The following is a 16,102-nucleotide window of genomic DNA, read 5'->3' as shown; positions in this document are numbered from 1 at the left end:
ATTTTTTAGATAACAATCAATTCTTTTGGAGCAAGTGTCAATAACTCACAACCGTTATCTGTAATCAGGATATCATCTTCAATACGAACCCCGTATTTATCTTCAATATAAATGCCTGGTTCATCAGTCAAGACCATACCAGATTTAATGACTTCTTTGGAAGTTTGGCTAAAGTAAGGTTCTTCGTGAATATCCAGTCCGATACCGTGTCCAATACCGTGAGTAAAGTAGTCACCATAGCCTGCCTCGATGATAATATCACGAGGGATTTTGTCAAAGTCACGAAAACCTAACCCTGCCTTGGCTTGATCAATCAGAGCTTGGTTGGCTTTCAGAACCGTATTGTAAATCTCTGCCTGCTCGTCACTGACATGACCGAGGTAGATGGTCCGTGTCATATCACTGACATAGTGGTCGTAGAGACAGCCGAAGTCCATGGTGATGGCTTCTCCTGCTTCAACCGGTTTGTGCATTGGGTGGGCGTGAGGTTTGGAAGAGTTGATACCACTTGCTAAAATGGTATCAAAAGACAAGCCTGCCGCTCCTAGCTCCCGCATGCGGAAATCAAGGAAGTTGGCAATTTCAATCTCAGTTTTTCCTGGTTTGATAAAATCAAGCGCATCGCAAAAAGCTTGGTCTGAGATAGAACATGCCTTACGAATAGTCGCAATCTCCGCCTCATCCTTAATCATACGAAGCGCTTCAACAAACTGAGTCTGTGGAAGCAAGTCGATCCCTGCAAATGCTGCCTGCATACGGTGATAATAAGAGACCGAAATCTCGTCTTCAAAACCGACGCGAGACAAGCCCATATCCTTAACAATGCCTGCAATAACAGCCAATTCATCGCGGTCAGCCACAATCTCAAAACCTGTCACTTCTTGCTTAGCTGCAATGATATAGCGAGAGTCTGTCACCAAAATCTGACGGTCACGGCTGATAAAGACTGTTCCATTTGAACCCCAAAAACCAGTCAAATAATAGACGTTTTTAAGGTTGTTGATGATGATACCATCTAGTTCTTTTTCTTGCATTTTAGCTAGAAATGCTTGCACACGTTTATTCATGATGTAACTTTCCTTTCAAATAGTGTCCTGTGTAGCTGGCTTCATTGGCCGCTACTTCTTCTGGAGTTCCTGTTGCGATGATGGTTCCGCCACCGACACCGCCCTCAGGTCCCAAATCGATGATATGGTCTGCCGTCTTGATGACATCCAGATTGTGCTCAATGACGAGAACAGTATTGCCATCGTCGACAAAGCGAGCTAAAACCTTGAGCAAGCGAGCGATATCCTCGGTATGAAGCCCTGTCGTCGGCTCATCCAGAATGTAGAAGGATTTTCCTGTCGAGCGTTTGTGGAGCTCACTAGCTAACTTCATACGCTGGGCTTCTCCACCTGAAAGGGTGGTAGCTGGTTGTCCTAACGTTACATAGCCCAGCCCTACATCCTTGATGGTCTGGAGTTTACGTTGAATCTTAGGAATGTGTTGGAAGAATTCCACCGCATCGTTGACGGTCATATCCAAGACCTGCGAGATATTTTTTTCCTTGTAGTGAACTTCAAGGGTTTCACTGTTGTAGCGAGTCCCGTGGCAGACTTCACAAGCCACGTAAACATCTGGCAAGAAGTGCATCTCGATCTTGATAATCCCGTCACCTGAGCAGGCTTCGCAACGACCACCCTTGACGTTGAAACTGAAACGGCCCTTCTTATAGCCTCGAATCTTAGCTTCATTTGTCTGGGCAAAAAGGTCACGTATGTCGTCAAAAACTCCTGTATAGGTAGCAGGGTTGGACCTCGGCGTTCGTCCGATCGGGCTCTGGTCAATGTCAATCAAGCGGTCTACATGCTCAATCCCTGTGATGGTTTTGAATTTACCAGGCTTGTCTGAATTGCGATTGAGCTTCTGGGCAATGGCTTTTTTGAGGATGCTGTTGATTAAAGTCGACTTCCCTGAACCTGACACCCCTGTCACTGCTATGAATTTTCCTAGCGGGAAGCGAGCGGTAATATTTTGCAAGTTGTTCTCACGCGCACCTGTCACTTCGATAAAACGACCATTTCCGGCACGGCGCTCTGCTGGTACTGGAATGGCTCGTTTTCCTGATAAGTACTGGCCTGTGATAGACTTACTGTTACGGGCCACCTGCTTAGGCGTACCTGCAGCGACAATTTCTCCACCAAAAACACCGGCACCTGGACCAACGTCAATCAGATAATCCGCCTCGCGCATGGTATCTTCGTCATGTTCTACCACGATGAGAGTATTGCCCAAATCACGCATCTTTTTCAGACTGGCAATCAGGCGGTCATTATCCCTCTGGTGAAGACCGATAGACGGCTCATCTAGGATATAGAGGACACCTGATAGGTTGGAACCAATCTGGGTTGCCAAGCGAATTCGCTGACTCTCACCACCTGAAAGGGTTCCTGCCGAACGTGACAGAGTCAAATAGTTGAGTCCCACGTTATTGAGGAAGGTCAAGCGATCCTTGATTTCCTTGAGGATAGGACGAGCAATGATGGCTTCATTTTCAGACAGGGTCAGCTGACTCACCAAAGCCAAGTGGTCTGCGATAGACAAGTCTGAGATTTCTCCGATATGCGGTCCTTGCTCCCCACCCACACGGACAGACAAGGCCTGGTCGTTGAGACGGTAGCCGTGGCAGGTTCCACAAGTCAGCTCATTCATGTAGAGACGCATCTGGGTGCGCGTGTAGTCACTATTGGTTTCATGGTAACGACGCTTGATATTATTGACAACTCCCTCAAACGGAATGTCAATATCGCGCACACCGCCAAATTCATTTTCATAGTGGAAATGGAATTCCTTGCCATCCGAGCCGTAGAGAATCAAGTTTTTATCTTCTTCTGACAAGTCCTCAAAAGGCTTATCCATATCCACTCCAAAGGCTGTCATGGCCTGCTCTAGCATGTTTGGATAGTAGTTGGATGAGATAGGATTCCAAGGTGCCAAGGCTCCCTCACGCAAAGTTTTGCTGGTATCAGGAACCACCAAGTCAACATCCACCTCCAGCTTGATGCCCAAACCGTCACACTCACTGCATGAGCCAAAAGGAGCATTAAAGGAGAAGAGACGTGGCTCTAACTCTGGAACAGTAAAACCACAAACTGGACAGGCATAGTGCTCAGAAAAGAGCAACTCAGAATCGTCCATAGTGTCGATAATGACATAACCTTCTGCGATACGAAGGGCAGCCTCTATGGAGTCAAAGAGACGGCTACGAATGCCCTCCTTGATAACAATACGGTCAACCACAACATCGATATTGTGTTGCTTGCTCTTGGACAACTCTGGCACTTCGGTCACATCATAGACTTCCCCATCCACACGGACACGGACATAGCCATCTTTCTGAACCTTTTCAATGACACTCTTGTGTTGCCCTTTTTTCTTACGAATGACCGGAGCTAAAATTTGCAGACGTTGGCGTTCTGGCAATTCCAAAACCTTATCCACGATTTGCTCTACAGAAGAAGCCTTGATAGCCCCGTGTCCGTTGATACAGTAAGGCGTCCCCACACGTGCGTAGAGGAGACGCAGATAGTCATTGATTTCAGTCGTTGTTCCAACGGTCGAACGAGGGTTTTTACTAGTCGTTTTCTGGTCGATGGAAATAGCTGGGCTGAGACCATCAATGGCATCCACATCTGGTTTTTCCATGTTGCCCAAAAACTGGCGAGCATAGGCTGATAGACTCTCTACATAGCGACGTTGGCCCTCAGCATAGAGGGTATCAAAGGCCAGGCTGGATTTCCCAGACCCTGACAAACCAGTCACAACAACCAGCTTGTCTCGCGGAATCTCCACATCTATATTTTTTAAGTTATGGGCACGTGCCCCATGAATCACAATTTTATCTTGCATCTTTGTTCTTTCTAGTCCATTATTGCTTTCCATTATACCAAAAAATGTGAAATTCTATTACCCAAAAAGCTGTTTTTATAGTATAATAGTACGGTGCAAAAAATGAATCACTGAATAGTAGGAAAGGATAGGGGATATGAAACAAGTTTTTCTCTCAACAACAACTGAATTTAAAGAGATCGACACGCTTGAACCGGGTACTTGGATCAACCTCGTCAATCCTACACAAAATGAATCGTTGGAAATCGCCAACGCCTTTGACATTGACATTGCCGACCTTCGAGCACCACTCGATGCGGAAGAAATGTCCCGTATTACCATCGAAGATGAGTATACTTTGATCATCGTGGACGTTCCCATCACAGAGGAAAGAAACAATCGCACCTACTACGTTACGATTCCGCTGGGGATTATCATCACCGAGGAAACCATTATCACCACCTGCTTGGAACCCCTCCCCGTTCTCGATGTCTTTATCAACCGTAGACTGCGTAACTTTTACACCTTCATGCGTTCACGCTTTATCTTCCAGATTCTCTACCGCAACGCCGAACTTTACCTTACGGCCCTTCGTTCGATCGACCGTAAGAGTGAACAGATCGAAAGTCAACTTCACAAATCTACTCGAAACGAAGAGCTGATTGAGCTCATGGAATTGGAAAAGACCATCGTCTATTTCAAGGCCTCACTTAAGACAAACGAGCGCGTGATTAAGAAATTGACCAGCGCAACCAGCAATATCAAGAAATACCTAGAAGACGAAGACCTACTCGAAGACACCCTGATTGAAACCCAACAGGCCATCGAGATGGCAGATATCTATGGAAACGTCCTTCACTCTATGACAGAGACCTTTGCCTCTATCATTTCCAACAATCAGAACAACATCATGAAAACTCTGGCTCTCGTAACCATTGTCATGTCTGTCCCAACCATGATCTTCTCTGCCTACGGGATGAACTTCAAGGATAATGAAATCCCTCTAAACGGTGAACCTCATGCCTTCTGGTTAATCGTCTTTATCGCCTTTGCTATGAGTGTTTCGCTCACTCTCTATCTCATCCATAAAAAATGGTTCTAAGAGGAATCCCTATGTCTCAGATTGATTTACAAAAATTAACTAAGAAAAACCAAGAGTTTATCCACATCGCTACCCAACAATTTATCAAAGATGGTAAAACAGACGCTGAAATCAAGGCTGTTTTTGAAGAAGTCATTCCTAAAATCCTTGAAGAGCAAGCCAAAGGAACGACTGCTCGTTCCCTCTACGGGGCTCCAACCCACTGGGCTCATAGCTTCACTGTCAAGGAGCAATATGAAAAAGAGCATCCAAAAGAAAATGACGATCCAAAACTCATGATTATGGACTCAGCCCTTTTTATCACCAGTCTCTTTGCATTGGTTAGCGCTCTGACTACCTTCTTCTCTACAGATCAGGCTATTGGCTATGGGTTGATTACCCTCTTGTTGGTTGGGCTTGTTGGAGGGGTGGCCTTCTACTTGATGTACTACTTTGTCTACCAGTATTATGGACCAGACACAGATCGTAGCCAGCGCCCTCCTTTCTGGAAGTCAATCCTCGTTATCCTGGCTTCTATGGTCCTTTGGTTGGTTGTCTTCTTTGCAACAAGCTTCCTACCAGCCAACCTCAATCCAGTCCTTGCTCCATTGCCTTTGGCTATCCTGGGAGCTGCCCTTCTCGCTCTTCGCTTCTATCTCAAGAAACGTTTCAATATCCGAAGCGCAAGCGCGGGCCCATCACGTTATTAAGAAAAGTGAAAAGCTATGGCATATAGTCAATCTTTAGCTCAGCAGATTCGAAAAATTCTAGCGCTCAAACTTCCTCCCCAAATTTTCGAAGAAGAGCTAGAAGAAAAGAGGCTGTTTGGTGGCCTAGCATTTATGATTCGTGGGAAAATGGCTCTTACTGTCAGTTCCAGAAATCATGAGCTGGTTATGGTGAGGATTGGCAAAGAAATGGAAAAGCAAGTTCTACCCCGAATAGGAGCTCATACTACATTGATGAGAGGGCGACCTTATCATGGCTATATAGACCTAGATATAGAAGGTCAAAAAGAACTTCCTTACTGGATTGATTTAGCTCTCTCCTATAATCAAGAGTTGACCAAGTAACTCATATCTAGCGAGATTAGAAAAACGAAAAGCAACTGCACAGGCGGTTGCTTTTTCACTTGCTTTCTTGAAATTCAATAGAACTTCTGAGTCTGATTCTTATAGTTTTCTTTCATCTTTTGTGATAAAATAGGCTCATACTCAATGAAAATCAAAGAGCAAACTAGGAAGCTAGCCGCAGGTTGCTCAAAGCACTGCTTTGAGGTTGTAGATAGAACTGACGAGGTCAGTAACATATATACGGCAAGGCAAAGCTGACGTGGTTTGAAGAGATTTTCGAAGAGTATCAATCTATTTCTAGGAGGATGAGATATAGTTTCTACTATTGGTATTGTTAGTTTGTCTAGTGGCATTATCGGAGAGAATTTTGTCAAACACGAAGTCGACTTGGGTCTCCAACGTCTCAAGGATTTGGGACTCAATCCTGTCTTTTTGCCCCATTCGCTAAAAGGGTTAGACTTTAGCAAGGACCATCCGGAGGCACGTGCAGAGGATTTGATGCAGGCCTTTTCTGATGATAGCATCAACATGATCCTATGTGCCATCGGTGGGGATGATACCTATCGCTTGCTACCTTATCTTTTTGAAAACGACCAGCTTCAAAAGGTTATCAAGCCAAAGATTTTTCTTGGCTTCTCGGATACTACTATGAACCACCTTATGTTGCACAAACTAGGGGTCAAGACTTTTTATGGGCAATCCTTTCTAGCAGACATTTGTGAATTGGACAAGGAGATGTTGCCCTATAGCTTTCACTACTTTAAAGAACTGATTGAGACTGGAAGAATCTCAGAAATCCGCCCTAGCGACGTTTGGTATGAGGAACGAACTGATTTTAGTCCCAAGGCCCTGGGAACAGCTCGTATCAGTCATGTAAATACAGGCTTTGATTTGTTACAAGGAAATACCCAGTTTGAGGGAGAAATTCTCGGCGGTTGCCTTGAATCCCTCTATGATATCTTTGACAATTCTCGATACGTAGATAGCACGGAGCTCTGCCAAAAGTACAAACTCTTCCCTGACTTATCCGACTGGGAAGGAAAGATTCTTTTGTTAGAAACAAGCGAAGAGAAGCCTGAGCCGGAAAACTTCAAAAAGATGGTGCTGGCTTTGAAAGAAACTGGGGTATTTGAGGTCATCAGTGGACTCTTGGTCGGAAAGCCAATGGATGAAGCCTTCTATGACGACTATAAAGAGGCACTAATGAGCATCGTTGACAGCAATATCCCAATTGTCTATAATCTAAACGTTGGGCACGCCACACCAAGAGCCATTGTACCCTTTGGCGTCTATGCTTATGTGGATGCAAAAGAGCAAGTCATTCGCTTTGACTATAACAAAAAATAAACAATTTCTCCATTTTTATGCTTTTGTATTGATTTTCGCTAATTTCTATGATATCTTTTTGAAGGAGGTGTATATGACTAAACAAAAAATAAATCAAATTGTCGGTTCAATCGGGGCCTTTATCGGGATTATTGTATTTATCGCCTACATCCCACAAATTTTTGCCAATTTACAAGGCAACAAAGCTCAACCATTCCAGCCTTTATCCGCAGCAGTATCTTGTTTAATTTGGGTTATTTATGGATGGACAAAAGAACCTAAGAAGGATTGGATACTAATTATTCCAAACTCAGCTGGCGTTGTCTTAGGTGGACTGACATTTCTTACTGCACTATAAAAGTTACTAGCATATAATCAAAAAGCTGAGAGGAGATTCTCAGCTTTTTCTCTTGTATAACTACTAAAACGTCACATACTACTGATAACTAAAATAATCAAGGGAAGGCTATTGCCTAACATATGAACAACTAGAGGATAATAAATATTCTCTTTTTCTTTCACATAGATGATAGAAAAGGCAATGCCTCCACCTAGATAACCGACTGCACTGACCCACTCTGATAAAGCCAAACTGTGCATATGAGTCAGAGCAAAAACAAGTCCTACCAGAAGAATGCTTAGCCAACTTGACAGACGTTTCTGCAAGTGATGTAACAAGAGCTGACGGAAAAAGAGTTCTTCCACAAAAGGTCCTATGATACAGGCGAAAACTGCTATCAGTATTGGTTGTTCTTGAAAGGTACTTTGAATATTCGACTGGTTTAGACCTTGTCCGACTAGCCCAAAAAACTGCTTCAACATCTCTGATACAAATTCAAAGACAAAAGTCATCAGAAAGAGAAAGAGCCATCCTGTTAAGACGCAAAAGAAGAATTTCCTTTTAGTCTTTCTAATCTCATTCCATTGTTTGATCAATCGATCCTTAAACAAGAAAGAGCCATATAGAGCTAGTACTACATAAACTAGATAATTTGCAATAGCAGATGGCATCAAGAAAGCCAGCAATTTAACTCCATCAAATACAAAGAGAACTGTATAGAGAATCGCAAAAATCAGAATTCCCTTATTTTTGTTAGACATCATTTAATTCCCCTTCCACTCACAATCATTCTCGTGGTCATCAACTAACCCTGCAGCTTGTAGAAATGACAAGACTGCAACGGGACCTGTGAACTTGAAGCCTCGTTTTTTGAGATCTTGAGATAACTTTTCAGACAAGGCTGTTTTAGCAGGTGCTAGGTGATAGTCAGGAACATCATTCACGATCGTTTTCCCCTTAACAAAGGACCAGAGATAAGCATCAAAAGAGCCAAAGGTTTTCTGGATTTGTAAAAATGCTTGGGCGTTGGCACGCGTCGCAAAGAGCTTGGCACGATTTCGGATGATGGCTGGATTATCTAACAAGGCCTCCAACTCTGCATCCGTCATCTCTGCGACACATTGGGCTTGGTAGTTGTGAAATACTTCTCGGAAAGCTTGGCGTTTGTTAAGCACTGTTTCCCAAGATAGGCCAGCCTGATAAGTCTCCATACAGAGCAATTCAAAAAGAGCGCGGTCATCATGAAGGGGTTGCCCCCACTCCTCATCATGATAGGCTACATATAAGGGATTATTCATTTTTACCCAACCACAGCGTTTTGGCATATTATACTCCTATTTGACCAACATCTTAAGGGCCGACTTGATATAGTTCTCTGCTGTATCCGTCGTTCCTTCAAAGAATTTCTTGATTTTCTTAAGTTCAGTCGCCTTGTAGCCCAGTGCCAGCATGGCTTCCATAGCTTCTTCCAGTTCTTGGTTTTCAGCGCTGGTTTGCACTGCGACCTTGGAAGGAAGGTCATCACTAGCCACGACTACCTTGCCTTCCAAGTCCAGCACCATCTGCTGGGCTGTTTTCTTGCCAATTTTAGGGAACTTAGTCAAGTAGGTGATGTTCTTGCTCTCAATCGCTTGAACTAGGCCAGCATTGTCATCCGCAGCGATAATAGCAAGAGCTGACACCGGACCAATCCCTGAGACCGAAATTAGACTGAGAAAGAGTTTCTTCTCATCTTCTGAGCGAAAACCGTAGAGCAGATGAGCATCCTCTCGAACAACTTGATGCACATAAATCTGAGCTTCTTGGTTAACTTGACCTGAATAGGCATAGGGATTGGCTACATGCAAGATATAACCGATACCATTCGCCTCTAGGACAATGTATTTAGCAGTGATTTTGGTAATGATTCCTTTTAGATATTCGTACATAGTTTTTTCTCCATTATTTTGCCTATCTAGTATACCATATTTCCCCAAGACAGACTGCAACAAAAGATGCAACCGGTGGTTGACAAATTGTACAGGAGATTGTATTCTCATAATAAGTAAAAATTGTTAGGATAAAAGAAGAAAAAGGAGGATAGAATGATGAAACTCGCAGAAAAACTATTTGAGCTCAGAAAGGAAAAAGGTTGGTCCCAAGAAAAGCTAGCAGAACAAATCAATGTTTCTCGACAAAGCATCTCCAAATGGGAGTCTGGACAAGTACTTCCTGAAATCGAAAAAATCATTGAAATAAGCAAGATTTTCCAAGTGACAACTGACTATCTACTACTGGATAAAATCTCTGAAAAAGCTTCCACAGCAGTGATTTTGGAGGAAGACAAGGATAAATACTATAAAAAGGTTAAATCCTTTGGTCTCTGGCAAGTGATTTATATTTTTGTATTGGCTCTGGCTATCTATCTCTTTTTAGCCGGTTCTAGTTTTCCAGCTGAATTCACCACTTGGATCTGGCTAACCTTCGTTCTCTTAATCGCTTCTGCTGTCGCTATCAATAAGGTTCTCAAAACCAAACAACGTTATCTTGATAAGGTCATTGGTCTTGAGACTCCTTCAGACAACGACGATTCTACAAAGCCTGGAATCACCTAATTCAGTTTTCGCAACATTTTTATAGAACTGGTCTTGTCAAGCAAGTGTAAATATCGTGTCAAGTTGCCCATGTCCAATCAAGTTCCCACCTTAGAAAAACTAAAAAGCCTTGTTCAAAAGGAACAAAGGCTTTTTGTGTTCTTAATATTTCCCCAACTCACGGAGGCTGGTATGATTTTCCTGAATACGTCGGAACATCTTTTCCATATCCGACTTGGTGAAATGTACCAAAACAGGACGGCCATGTGGACAGTTGTAAGGATTGTCACATTGAGAGAGTTGATAGAGGAGTTGTCTAGCTGAATGGTCATCGATACGATGGTTGGCCTTGATAGACCGCTTGCAGGACATCATGATTGCCAGCTCTGCTCGGTATTTCTTGATAGAAACTTCCTTGGTCAAGAGTAGCATATCACACATTTCATAGATGCCTGATTCAATCTCTTCCTCTGCCATCCAAATAGGATGTTCACGCAGGATAAATTGATTTTCTCCGTACTCTGCCAAAAAGACACCCACTTCCTCTAAGAGAGGCATTCTTTCCCTGAGACGAAGGGCATCATCTGCTGGGAATTCAAAGATGTAGGGCACTAGGAGTTGCTGCTGGCTCTGGTCAACATTGCCAATACTTTCTCGGTATTCCTCGTATTTAACCCGTTCCTGAGCCGCATGTTGGTCTATGATGTAGAGCCCATCTCTCCCCTGGGCAAAGAGATAAGTGCCGTGCATTTGTCCGAAAAATTCCAACTCTGGGAAGCTGGATGCTTCTTCTCGCTCCAGCTTGTCATAAGCCTTATCGAGGCTAGCAAGATCTAACTCTGGATGGTCTAGTTGGTCGTAGTTAGCAGGCTTTCTCTCTGCAAAATGCAATTTTGCTGGCTTGGTCAGCTGGTCCAAGGTTTCCTTGGCAAACAGGGTTAAATCCTGCCCCTCCTCAGTTAATTCAACCTGATGATCAGCCACCTCAGCTCGACTGGGTTTTGAGAGTTCTGTTTTTTCATAGTAGAGCGTGTTTTCTTTGAGTGGGAGAATGGTCTGCTCTACCTTTTGACGATTGCGCACGGTCGACTTGGCAAGATTTTCTAAAGCATCAGGTATCAAGGCTTGTTCCTTGAGACTGTTAGAAATAGCTTCTGAAACCAGCGTCATCAGTTCTTTTTCCTTGGAAATTCGCACTTCTTGCTTGGTCGGATGCACATTGACATCCGCTAGATAAGGGTCGATATGGATGTGAATGACAGCCAGTGGAAAACGGCCCACCATAAGCTTGCTTCCGTAACCATCCAAAATAGCACGATTAAGCAGGAAGTTCTTGATATAACGGCCATTGATGAAGAGACTGATATAGTTACGATTTGCTCGTGTCAATTCAGGCAATGAAACAAAACCTGAAATTTCGAAATCTAGGTCAGAGTTCTCAATTTCAATCATCTTCTTGGCACTCGCCAAACCGTAAATCCCTGCGATAGCTTGGCGCAGTTGGCCAGTTCCAGCTGTTCGCGTCATTTCCTTGCCATCACTGATTAAACTAAAAGAAATCTCAGGATGAGCAAGGCCCAGACGGTTGACAATATCGATGATATGAGACAACTCCGCTTGCTGGCTCTTCATATACTTGAGACGGGCAGGTGTATTGAAAAAGAGGTCCTCCACACAAACCTTGGTCCCCACAGGACTAGTCGCTGGGATGATTTCCTCAACTTCACCCCCACGCGCAACGAGCTTGGTCCCATGACTCGCACCATCCACCGCCGTCAACAGAGTCAAGACACTGACAGAAGCGATAGAAGGCAGGGCTTCACCACGAAAACCAAGCGTCCGAATCCGAAAGAGGTCTGCTTGATTTTTTATCTTACTGGTCGCATGTCGACGCAAGGCCAATTCCACATCATCGTGGGCAATTCCATGACCATTATCAGTGATTTGGATTTTCTTGAGACCAGCTTCCTCAATCTCAATGATAATCTGACTAGAACCCGCGTCAATTGCATTTTCTACCAACTCTTTGACTACACTGGCAGGACGTTCGATAACCTCCCCTGCCGCTATCTGGTTTGCCAGTACCTCTGGCAATTCAATAATATGAGACATCTTTCAGCCCCTTTCTGTATCTATTTTCCTAGAAATTGATTAGTGCTATTATACCACATTTCAGATAGGACCGAAAAATCAAGCGCCACATAGACTCCAAATCCCTCCACATAGACAAAGTCCCTTGCCATGGGTCGTAAAATAGTGTTTAATAAAGGTGTACAGGAAGTGATCACAATTTTGTATGAAATATAAGGAGGGAAATTTATGAAAGTAGAACTACAGATTAATGAGACTTACGAGGAGGAAAAGCTGATTGTCCAAACTCCTCAGCCGACCGAAAAAGTCCAGAAAGTCATCGAGTTCGCTGAAAATCTTGACCAAAAAGAAACAATCAAAGGAAAGATTGAAGATCAGGTCTATCTAGTTAAGATTTGTAAGATACAGCGCTTCTATATCGAGAATCGAAAGGTTCTAGCAGAAACTGCCAGTCAGACCTACAGCGTTGATTTGCGACTCTATCAGGTTCTTGAACTCTTGCCGACCACTTTTATCCAAATTTCCCAATCTGAAATCGTCAATATCGACTCCATCTCTCATCTCAAACTCACTCCCAACGGCCTGGTCGAAATCTTTCTCAAAAACGAAAGCTTCACCTACTCTTCACGCCGTTACCTAAAAAACATCAAGGAGAAATTAGAACTATGAAAAAACAAATCTTTCACGATGCAGCCACTGGTGTACTCATCGGCCTCATCCTCTCTATCCTTTTTTCACTCATTTATGCACCAAATACCTATGCCCCGCTGAGTCCCGAGTCTCTCATCGGCCAAGCGATGGTTCAACATCAGGTTCACGGTGCCCTAGTCTTGCTCTACTGCATGATCATCTGGTCAGCTATCGGCGTTCTCTTTAGCTTTGGCAGTCGCTTATTCAGCCGTGACTGGAGCCTGCTCCGTGCAACACTTTCCCATTTCTTCCTCATGCTGGCTGGCTTTGTTCCACTAGCAACTCTGGCTGGTTGGTTCCCCTTCCACTGGACCTTCTATCTCCAACTCATTCCAGAGTTTGCGATCGTCTACCTCATCATCTGGATTATTCTCTATAAAAGAGAAGCTAAAAAAGTGGACCACATCAATCAACTCTTGGCTCATAAAAAGTAATAGAGAAAAATCCCACTCACAAATGCATGAGTGGGATTCTTTTTATAACTTTTGTTTGAACTCGACCAAGACATTCATAGCCTGCATAGGTGTCATATTGTATACATCCAGTTTAGCTAATTCTGCTAGGATAGGATGTTCTGCAGGCGCGTCAAAGAGTGACATCTGTTCAGTAACAGCACTTGTTTCTCTCATTGGAGCAGGGCTTTCCGTCCCTTGATTCTCCAGTTGCGTTAAAATCTTATCCGCTCTTGCTAAAAGTTCTCCTGGTAAGCCAGCGATCTTAGCAACATGGATACCGTAGGATTTATCAGCTGGACCTGGTTCAATCTTGTGAAGGAAGGTAACCTGTCCATCCTGTTCTAAGGTTGCCACGTGGACGTTGACCAAGTGTTCCAAGCTAGACTCCAGACTGGTCAACTCATGGTAGTGGGTCGCAAAGAGGGTTTTGGCTCCGATATGTTCATGGATGTATTCGATGATGGACTGGGCAAGAGCCATCCCGTCATAAGTTGCCGTTCCCCGTCCCAATTCATCGAAGAGAATCAAGGAGTCCTTGGTCGCATGCGAAATGGCATTGTTGGCCTCCATCATCTCCACCATGAAGGTTGATTGACCTGAAACCAAGTCATCTGCTGCTCCGATACGGGTAAAGATGGCATCGAAGATCGGCAAATGGGCGCTTTCTGCCGGCACATACGAGCCTAGCTGGGCCATAATCGCCGTCATAGCTAGTTGGCGCATGTAGGTAGACTTCCCACTCATGTTGGGCCCTGTGATTAGCTGAATACTGGTATCTTCTGCCATCTGGATACTGTTTGGAATGTAGGTCTGAGCTCCCATGACCTTTTCGACGACAGCATGGCGTCCCTTTTGGATATCGATTTGTGAATCATCCCCAAACTCAGGTCGGATCAAATGCTGTGTTTCAGCCACAACTGCGAGACTTTGCAAGACATCAACCGTTGCAATTCCTTGGGCTAGAGCCTGCAAACGCTGGATGTACTTGCTGACTCCCTCACGGATGCGCATAAAGATTTCATACTCTAGGTTGGCTGACTTCTCACGCGCCTCCAGCATATCTCCCTCGATACGGGCCAATTCCTCAGTCCCAAAGCGTTCCGAGTTTTTCAGCGTTGCCTTGCGGAAAAAGTGGGCTGGCACATTTCCCAGTTGCGAATTAGTCACATGGAAATAGTAGCCGTCCTTTTTATTGTAGTCAATCTTAAGCGTGCTGATGCCAGAGTTTTCCCGCTCCTTAGCCTCAATCTCAGCAATCCAGCTAGTCCCTTCTCTGAGCACACGACGGTACTTGTCTAAGGTCTCATCAAATCCTGTACGGATAATGCCACCTTCCGTAATCACATGAGGAGCTTCAGGAGCAATGGCAGCACTAATCAAGCTCTCTAACTCTGGAATGGCATCTAACTGTTTGATAAGATAGGCCAGGGCAGGTTGCTCCATGCCTTCTAAAATCGCACGAATCCGTGGTACACTGGATAAGGTGGTCGCCAATTGCAAGAGATCCTTGGGATTGGTCTTGCCAAAAGAAACCCGACTAGCCAAACGTTCGATATCATAAACACCCTTGAGACTGTCCGTTAAATCACTACGCTCAAAGAAATGGTCAAGAAAGACCTGCACCACCTCTTGACGTTGGATGATTCGTTCCTTATCAATCAAGGGACGATGAATCCAAGAACGCAAGAGACGCATACCCATAGCCGTTTTGGTTTCATCCAAAAGCCAGAAAAGACTCCCTTGCTTCTTACCTGAACGGGCATTCTCAACCAAATCCAGACTAGCCTTGGTCGCATAATCCATCTGCAAGAAATCTTTGATTTCATAGCGAATAACTGGTTTGAGGTGGTTCAATTCCCGCATCTGGGTCCGATGAACATACTGGAGGAGCTTACTAGCTGCTGCTTGCTCCACAGCTGCCAGTCGTGGATCCAGTAAATGAATATCCTCAAAGCCTTCCTTCTCATAGGAAAGCAACAAATTCATCTGACGACTGAGGATTTGTTCTTCTTCCTCAGACAAGTCATAACCCAGCACCACTTCTCGCGCCTTGAGGTTACGGATTTCCCCACAAACGAGAGTGAAATCCAATAAACCTGTCACATAAAAATCACCTGTCACCAGATCCATATAAGCCAGACCAAACTGATTGCCATCACGATCTAAGGCAACCAAGAAATTATTCTGACTATCCGGCTTACTGCTATCAACGACCGTTCCAGGTGTGATGACCTGGACCACCTCTCGCTTGACAACACCAACCGCTTGTTTGGGATCTTCCATCTGTTCTGCAATGGCAACTTTATAGCCCTGCTCAATCAGAACATCGATGTACTGCTGGGCAGAATGATAGGGGACACCCGCCATGGGTATCGGATTTTCTGCATTTTTATTCCGACTCGTTAAGGAAATTTCTAAAATCTGTGCTGCATTAATTGCATCTTCATAGAACAACTCGTAAAAATCACCCATCCGAAAAAGCAAAAAAGCATCTGGGTATTGTTTCTTAATATCCACATACTGTTGCATGCCGGGTGATAGCTTTTCTATTGCCATTTTCCGTCTCTCCTTGCTAAAAATAAGTCTTGAGAGCAACTCCCAAG

Annotated in this window: 15 protein-coding genes; 8 read left to right on the top strand and 7 right to left on the bottom strand. The window is 44.2% G+C overall.

Going from position 1 to position 16,102, the window contains the following annotated elements; genetic code table 11:
- Positions 1–5 precede the first annotated feature (5 nt).
- Together D8844_RS07610 and uvrA are read right to left on the bottom strand one after the other, a co-directional pair.
- Positions 6–1,067, bottom strand: coding sequence for a M24 family metallopeptidase (locus D8844_RS07610; protein WP_125423135.1), 1,062 nt, complete (start codon positions 1,065–1,067; stop codon positions 6–8).
- The gene (uvrA, locus tag D8844_RS07605) at positions 1,060–3,891 is read right to left on the bottom strand and encodes an excinuclease ABC subunit UvrA (protein WP_084945070.1); all 2,832 of its coding nucleotides are present in this window, start codon (positions 3,889–3,891) and stop codon (positions 1,060–1,062) included. Before uvrA ends, D8844_RS07610 begins: the two co-directional genes overlap by 8 nt.
- Before the next feature lie 136 nt (positions 3,892–4,027).
- Here uvrA and D8844_RS07600 point away from each other — a divergent pair, with 136 nt between their 5' ends.
- The 5 genes from D8844_RS07600 (at position 4,028) to D8844_RS07580 (ending at position 7,708) form a co-directional block, all read left to right on the top strand.
- Positions 4,028–4,972, top strand: a complete 945-nt coding sequence (locus tag D8844_RS07600; protein ID WP_000815617.1) for a magnesium transporter CorA family protein — start codon at positions 4,028–4,030, stop codon at positions 4,970–4,972.
- Between the two features lie 11 nt (positions 4,973–4,983).
- The gene (locus D8844_RS07595; protein ID WP_084850006.1) at positions 4,984–5,661 is read left to right on the top strand and encodes a DUF1129 domain-containing protein; all 678 of its coding nucleotides are present in this window, start codon (positions 4,984–4,986) and stop codon (positions 5,659–5,661) included.
- Between the two features lie 15 nt (positions 5,662–5,676).
- The gene (locus D8844_RS07590; protein WP_125423130.1) at positions 5,677–6,024 is read left to right on the top strand and encodes a hypothetical protein; all 348 of its coding nucleotides are present in this window, start codon (positions 5,677–5,679) and stop codon (positions 6,022–6,024) included.
- A 312-nt stretch (positions 6,025–6,336) separates the two neighbouring features.
- Positions 6,337–7,371, top strand: a complete 1,035-nt coding sequence (locus D8844_RS07585; protein ID WP_042767657.1) for a S66 family peptidase — start codon at positions 6,337–6,339, stop codon at positions 7,369–7,371.
- A gap of 73 nt (positions 7,372–7,444) precedes the next feature.
- Positions 7,445–7,708, top strand: a complete 264-nt coding sequence (locus D8844_RS07580) for a SemiSWEET family transporter (RefSeq protein ID WP_000166112.1) — start codon at positions 7,445–7,447, stop codon at positions 7,706–7,708.
- A gap of 71 nt (positions 7,709–7,779) precedes the next feature.
- On the opposite strand, the gene D8844_RS07575 is transcribed toward D8844_RS07580, so the two are convergent.
- From D8844_RS07575 to ruvA, 3 genes are read right to left on the bottom strand one after another with little or no spacing between them, the layout of a single operon-like run.
- Positions 7,780–8,454 (bottom strand): CPBP family intramembrane glutamic endopeptidase, encoded by a 675-nt coding sequence (locus tag D8844_RS07575; protein ID WP_000987418.1) that lies wholly within the window; start codon positions 8,452–8,454, stop codon positions 7,780–7,782.
- Entirely contained in the window at positions 8,455–9,015 is a 561-nt protein-coding gene (locus tag D8844_RS07570; RefSeq protein WP_125423127.1) for a DNA-3-methyladenine glycosylase I, read from the bottom strand.
- Positions 9,016–9,024: 9 nt separating this feature from the next.
- The gene (ruvA, locus tag D8844_RS07565) at positions 9,025–9,618 is read right to left on the bottom strand and encodes a Holliday junction branch migration protein RuvA (protein WP_125423124.1); all 594 of its coding nucleotides are present in this window, start codon (positions 9,616–9,618) and stop codon (positions 9,025–9,027) included.
- A gap of 159 nt (positions 9,619–9,777) precedes the next feature.
- On the opposite strand from ruvA, the gene D8844_RS07560 reads away from it, so the two are divergent.
- Positions 9,778–10,284 carry a helix-turn-helix domain-containing protein gene (locus D8844_RS07560; protein WP_125423296.1) on the top strand — a complete coding sequence of 169 codons (507 nt, stop codon included), beginning with the start codon at positions 9,778–9,780 and terminating at the stop codon, positions 10,282–10,284.
- Positions 10,285–10,425: 141 nt separating this feature from the next.
- On the opposite strand, the gene mutL is transcribed toward D8844_RS07560, so the two are convergent.
- A complete protein-coding gene (mutL, locus tag D8844_RS07555) occupies positions 10,426–12,375 on the bottom strand; it encodes a DNA mismatch repair endonuclease MutL (RefSeq protein WP_125423121.1) in 1,950 nt (649 codons plus the stop codon).
- Positions 12,376–12,582: 207 nt separating this feature from the next.
- On the opposite strand from mutL, the gene D8844_RS07545 reads away from it, so the two are divergent.
- Together D8844_RS07545 and D8844_RS07540 are read left to right on the top strand one after the other, a co-directional pair.
- The gene (locus D8844_RS07545) at positions 12,583–13,023 is read left to right on the top strand and encodes a LytTR family DNA-binding domain-containing protein (protein ID WP_125423118.1); all 441 of its coding nucleotides are present in this window, start codon (positions 12,583–12,585) and stop codon (positions 13,021–13,023) included.
- Positions 13,020–13,478, top strand: coding sequence for a DUF3021 domain-containing protein (locus D8844_RS07540; protein WP_125423115.1), 459 nt, complete (start codon positions 13,020–13,022; stop codon positions 13,476–13,478). The genes D8844_RS07545 and D8844_RS07540 overlap by 4 nt, the downstream gene beginning before the upstream one ends.
- A gap of 42 nt (positions 13,479–13,520) precedes the next feature.
- Here D8844_RS07540 and mutS read toward each other — a convergent pair whose 3' ends face one another.
- Positions 13,521–16,055: a DNA mismatch repair protein MutS gene (gene mutS / locus D8844_RS07535; RefSeq protein WP_125423111.1), complete on the bottom strand. Its 2,535-nt coding sequence runs from the start codon at positions 16,053–16,055 to the stop codon at positions 13,521–13,523.
- Positions 16,056–16,102 lie beyond the last annotated feature (47 nt).

The sequence above is a fragment of the Streptococcus oralis genome (assembly GCF_003942875.1).
Classification (GTDB): Bacteria; Bacillota; Bacilli; order Lactobacillales; family Streptococcaceae; genus Streptococcus; species Streptococcus oralis_BX.
Note: the sequence above shows the minus strand (reverse complement) of the source record. Positions and strands in the feature narration are given on the sequence as shown.

What these genes read in the sequence shown, in the direction of transcription:
- D8844_RS07575 (WP_000987418.1), bottom strand. Translation starts at nt 8,454, where the DNA reads ATGATGTCTAACAAAAATAAGGGAATTCTGATTTTTGCGATTCTCTAT.
- D8844_RS07570 (WP_125423127.1), bottom strand. Translation starts at nt 9,015, where the DNA reads ATGCCAAAACGCTGTGGTTGGGTAAAAATGAATAATCCCTTATATGTA.
- D8844_RS07595 (WP_084850006.1), top strand. Translation starts at nt 4,984, where the DNA reads ATGTCTCAGATTGATTTACAAAAATTAACTAAGAAAAACCAAGAGTTT.
- ruvA (WP_125423124.1), bottom strand. Translation starts at nt 9,618, where the DNA reads ATGTACGAATATCTAAAAGGAATCATTACCAAAATCACTGCTAAATAC.
- D8844_RS07590 (WP_125423130.1), top strand. Translation starts at nt 5,677, where the DNA reads ATGGCATATAGTCAATCTTTAGCTCAGCAGATTCGAAAAATTCTAGCG.
- D8844_RS07600 (WP_000815617.1), top strand. Translation starts at nt 4,028, where the DNA reads ATGAAACAAGTTTTTCTCTCAACAACAACTGAATTTAAAGAGATCGAC.
- D8844_RS07580 (WP_000166112.1), top strand. Translation starts at nt 7,445, where the DNA reads ATGACTAAACAAAAAATAAATCAAATTGTCGGTTCAATCGGGGCCTTT.
- mutS (WP_125423111.1), bottom strand. Translation starts at nt 16,055, where the DNA reads ATGGCAATAGAAAAGCTATCACCCGGCATGCAACAGTATGTGGATATT.
- D8844_RS07540 (WP_125423115.1), top strand. Translation starts at nt 13,020, where the DNA reads ATGAAAAAACAAATCTTTCACGATGCAGCCACTGGTGTACTCATCGGC.
- D8844_RS07560 (WP_125423296.1), top strand. Translation starts at nt 9,778, where the DNA reads ATGAAACTCGCAGAAAAACTATTTGAGCTCAGAAAGGAAAAAGGTTGG.
- D8844_RS07545 (WP_125423118.1), top strand. Translation starts at nt 12,583, where the DNA reads ATGAAAGTAGAACTACAGATTAATGAGACTTACGAGGAGGAAAAGCTG.
- D8844_RS07610 (WP_125423135.1), bottom strand. Translation starts at nt 1,067, where the DNA reads ATGAATAAACGTGTGCAAGCATTTCTAGCTAAAATGCAAGAAAAAGAA.
- uvrA (WP_084945070.1), bottom strand. Translation starts at nt 3,891, where the DNA reads ATGCAAGATAAAATTGTGATTCATGGGGCACGTGCCCATAACTTAAAA.
- mutL (WP_125423121.1), bottom strand. Translation starts at nt 12,375, where the DNA reads ATGTCTCATATTATTGAATTGCCAGAGGTACTGGCAAACCAGATAGCG.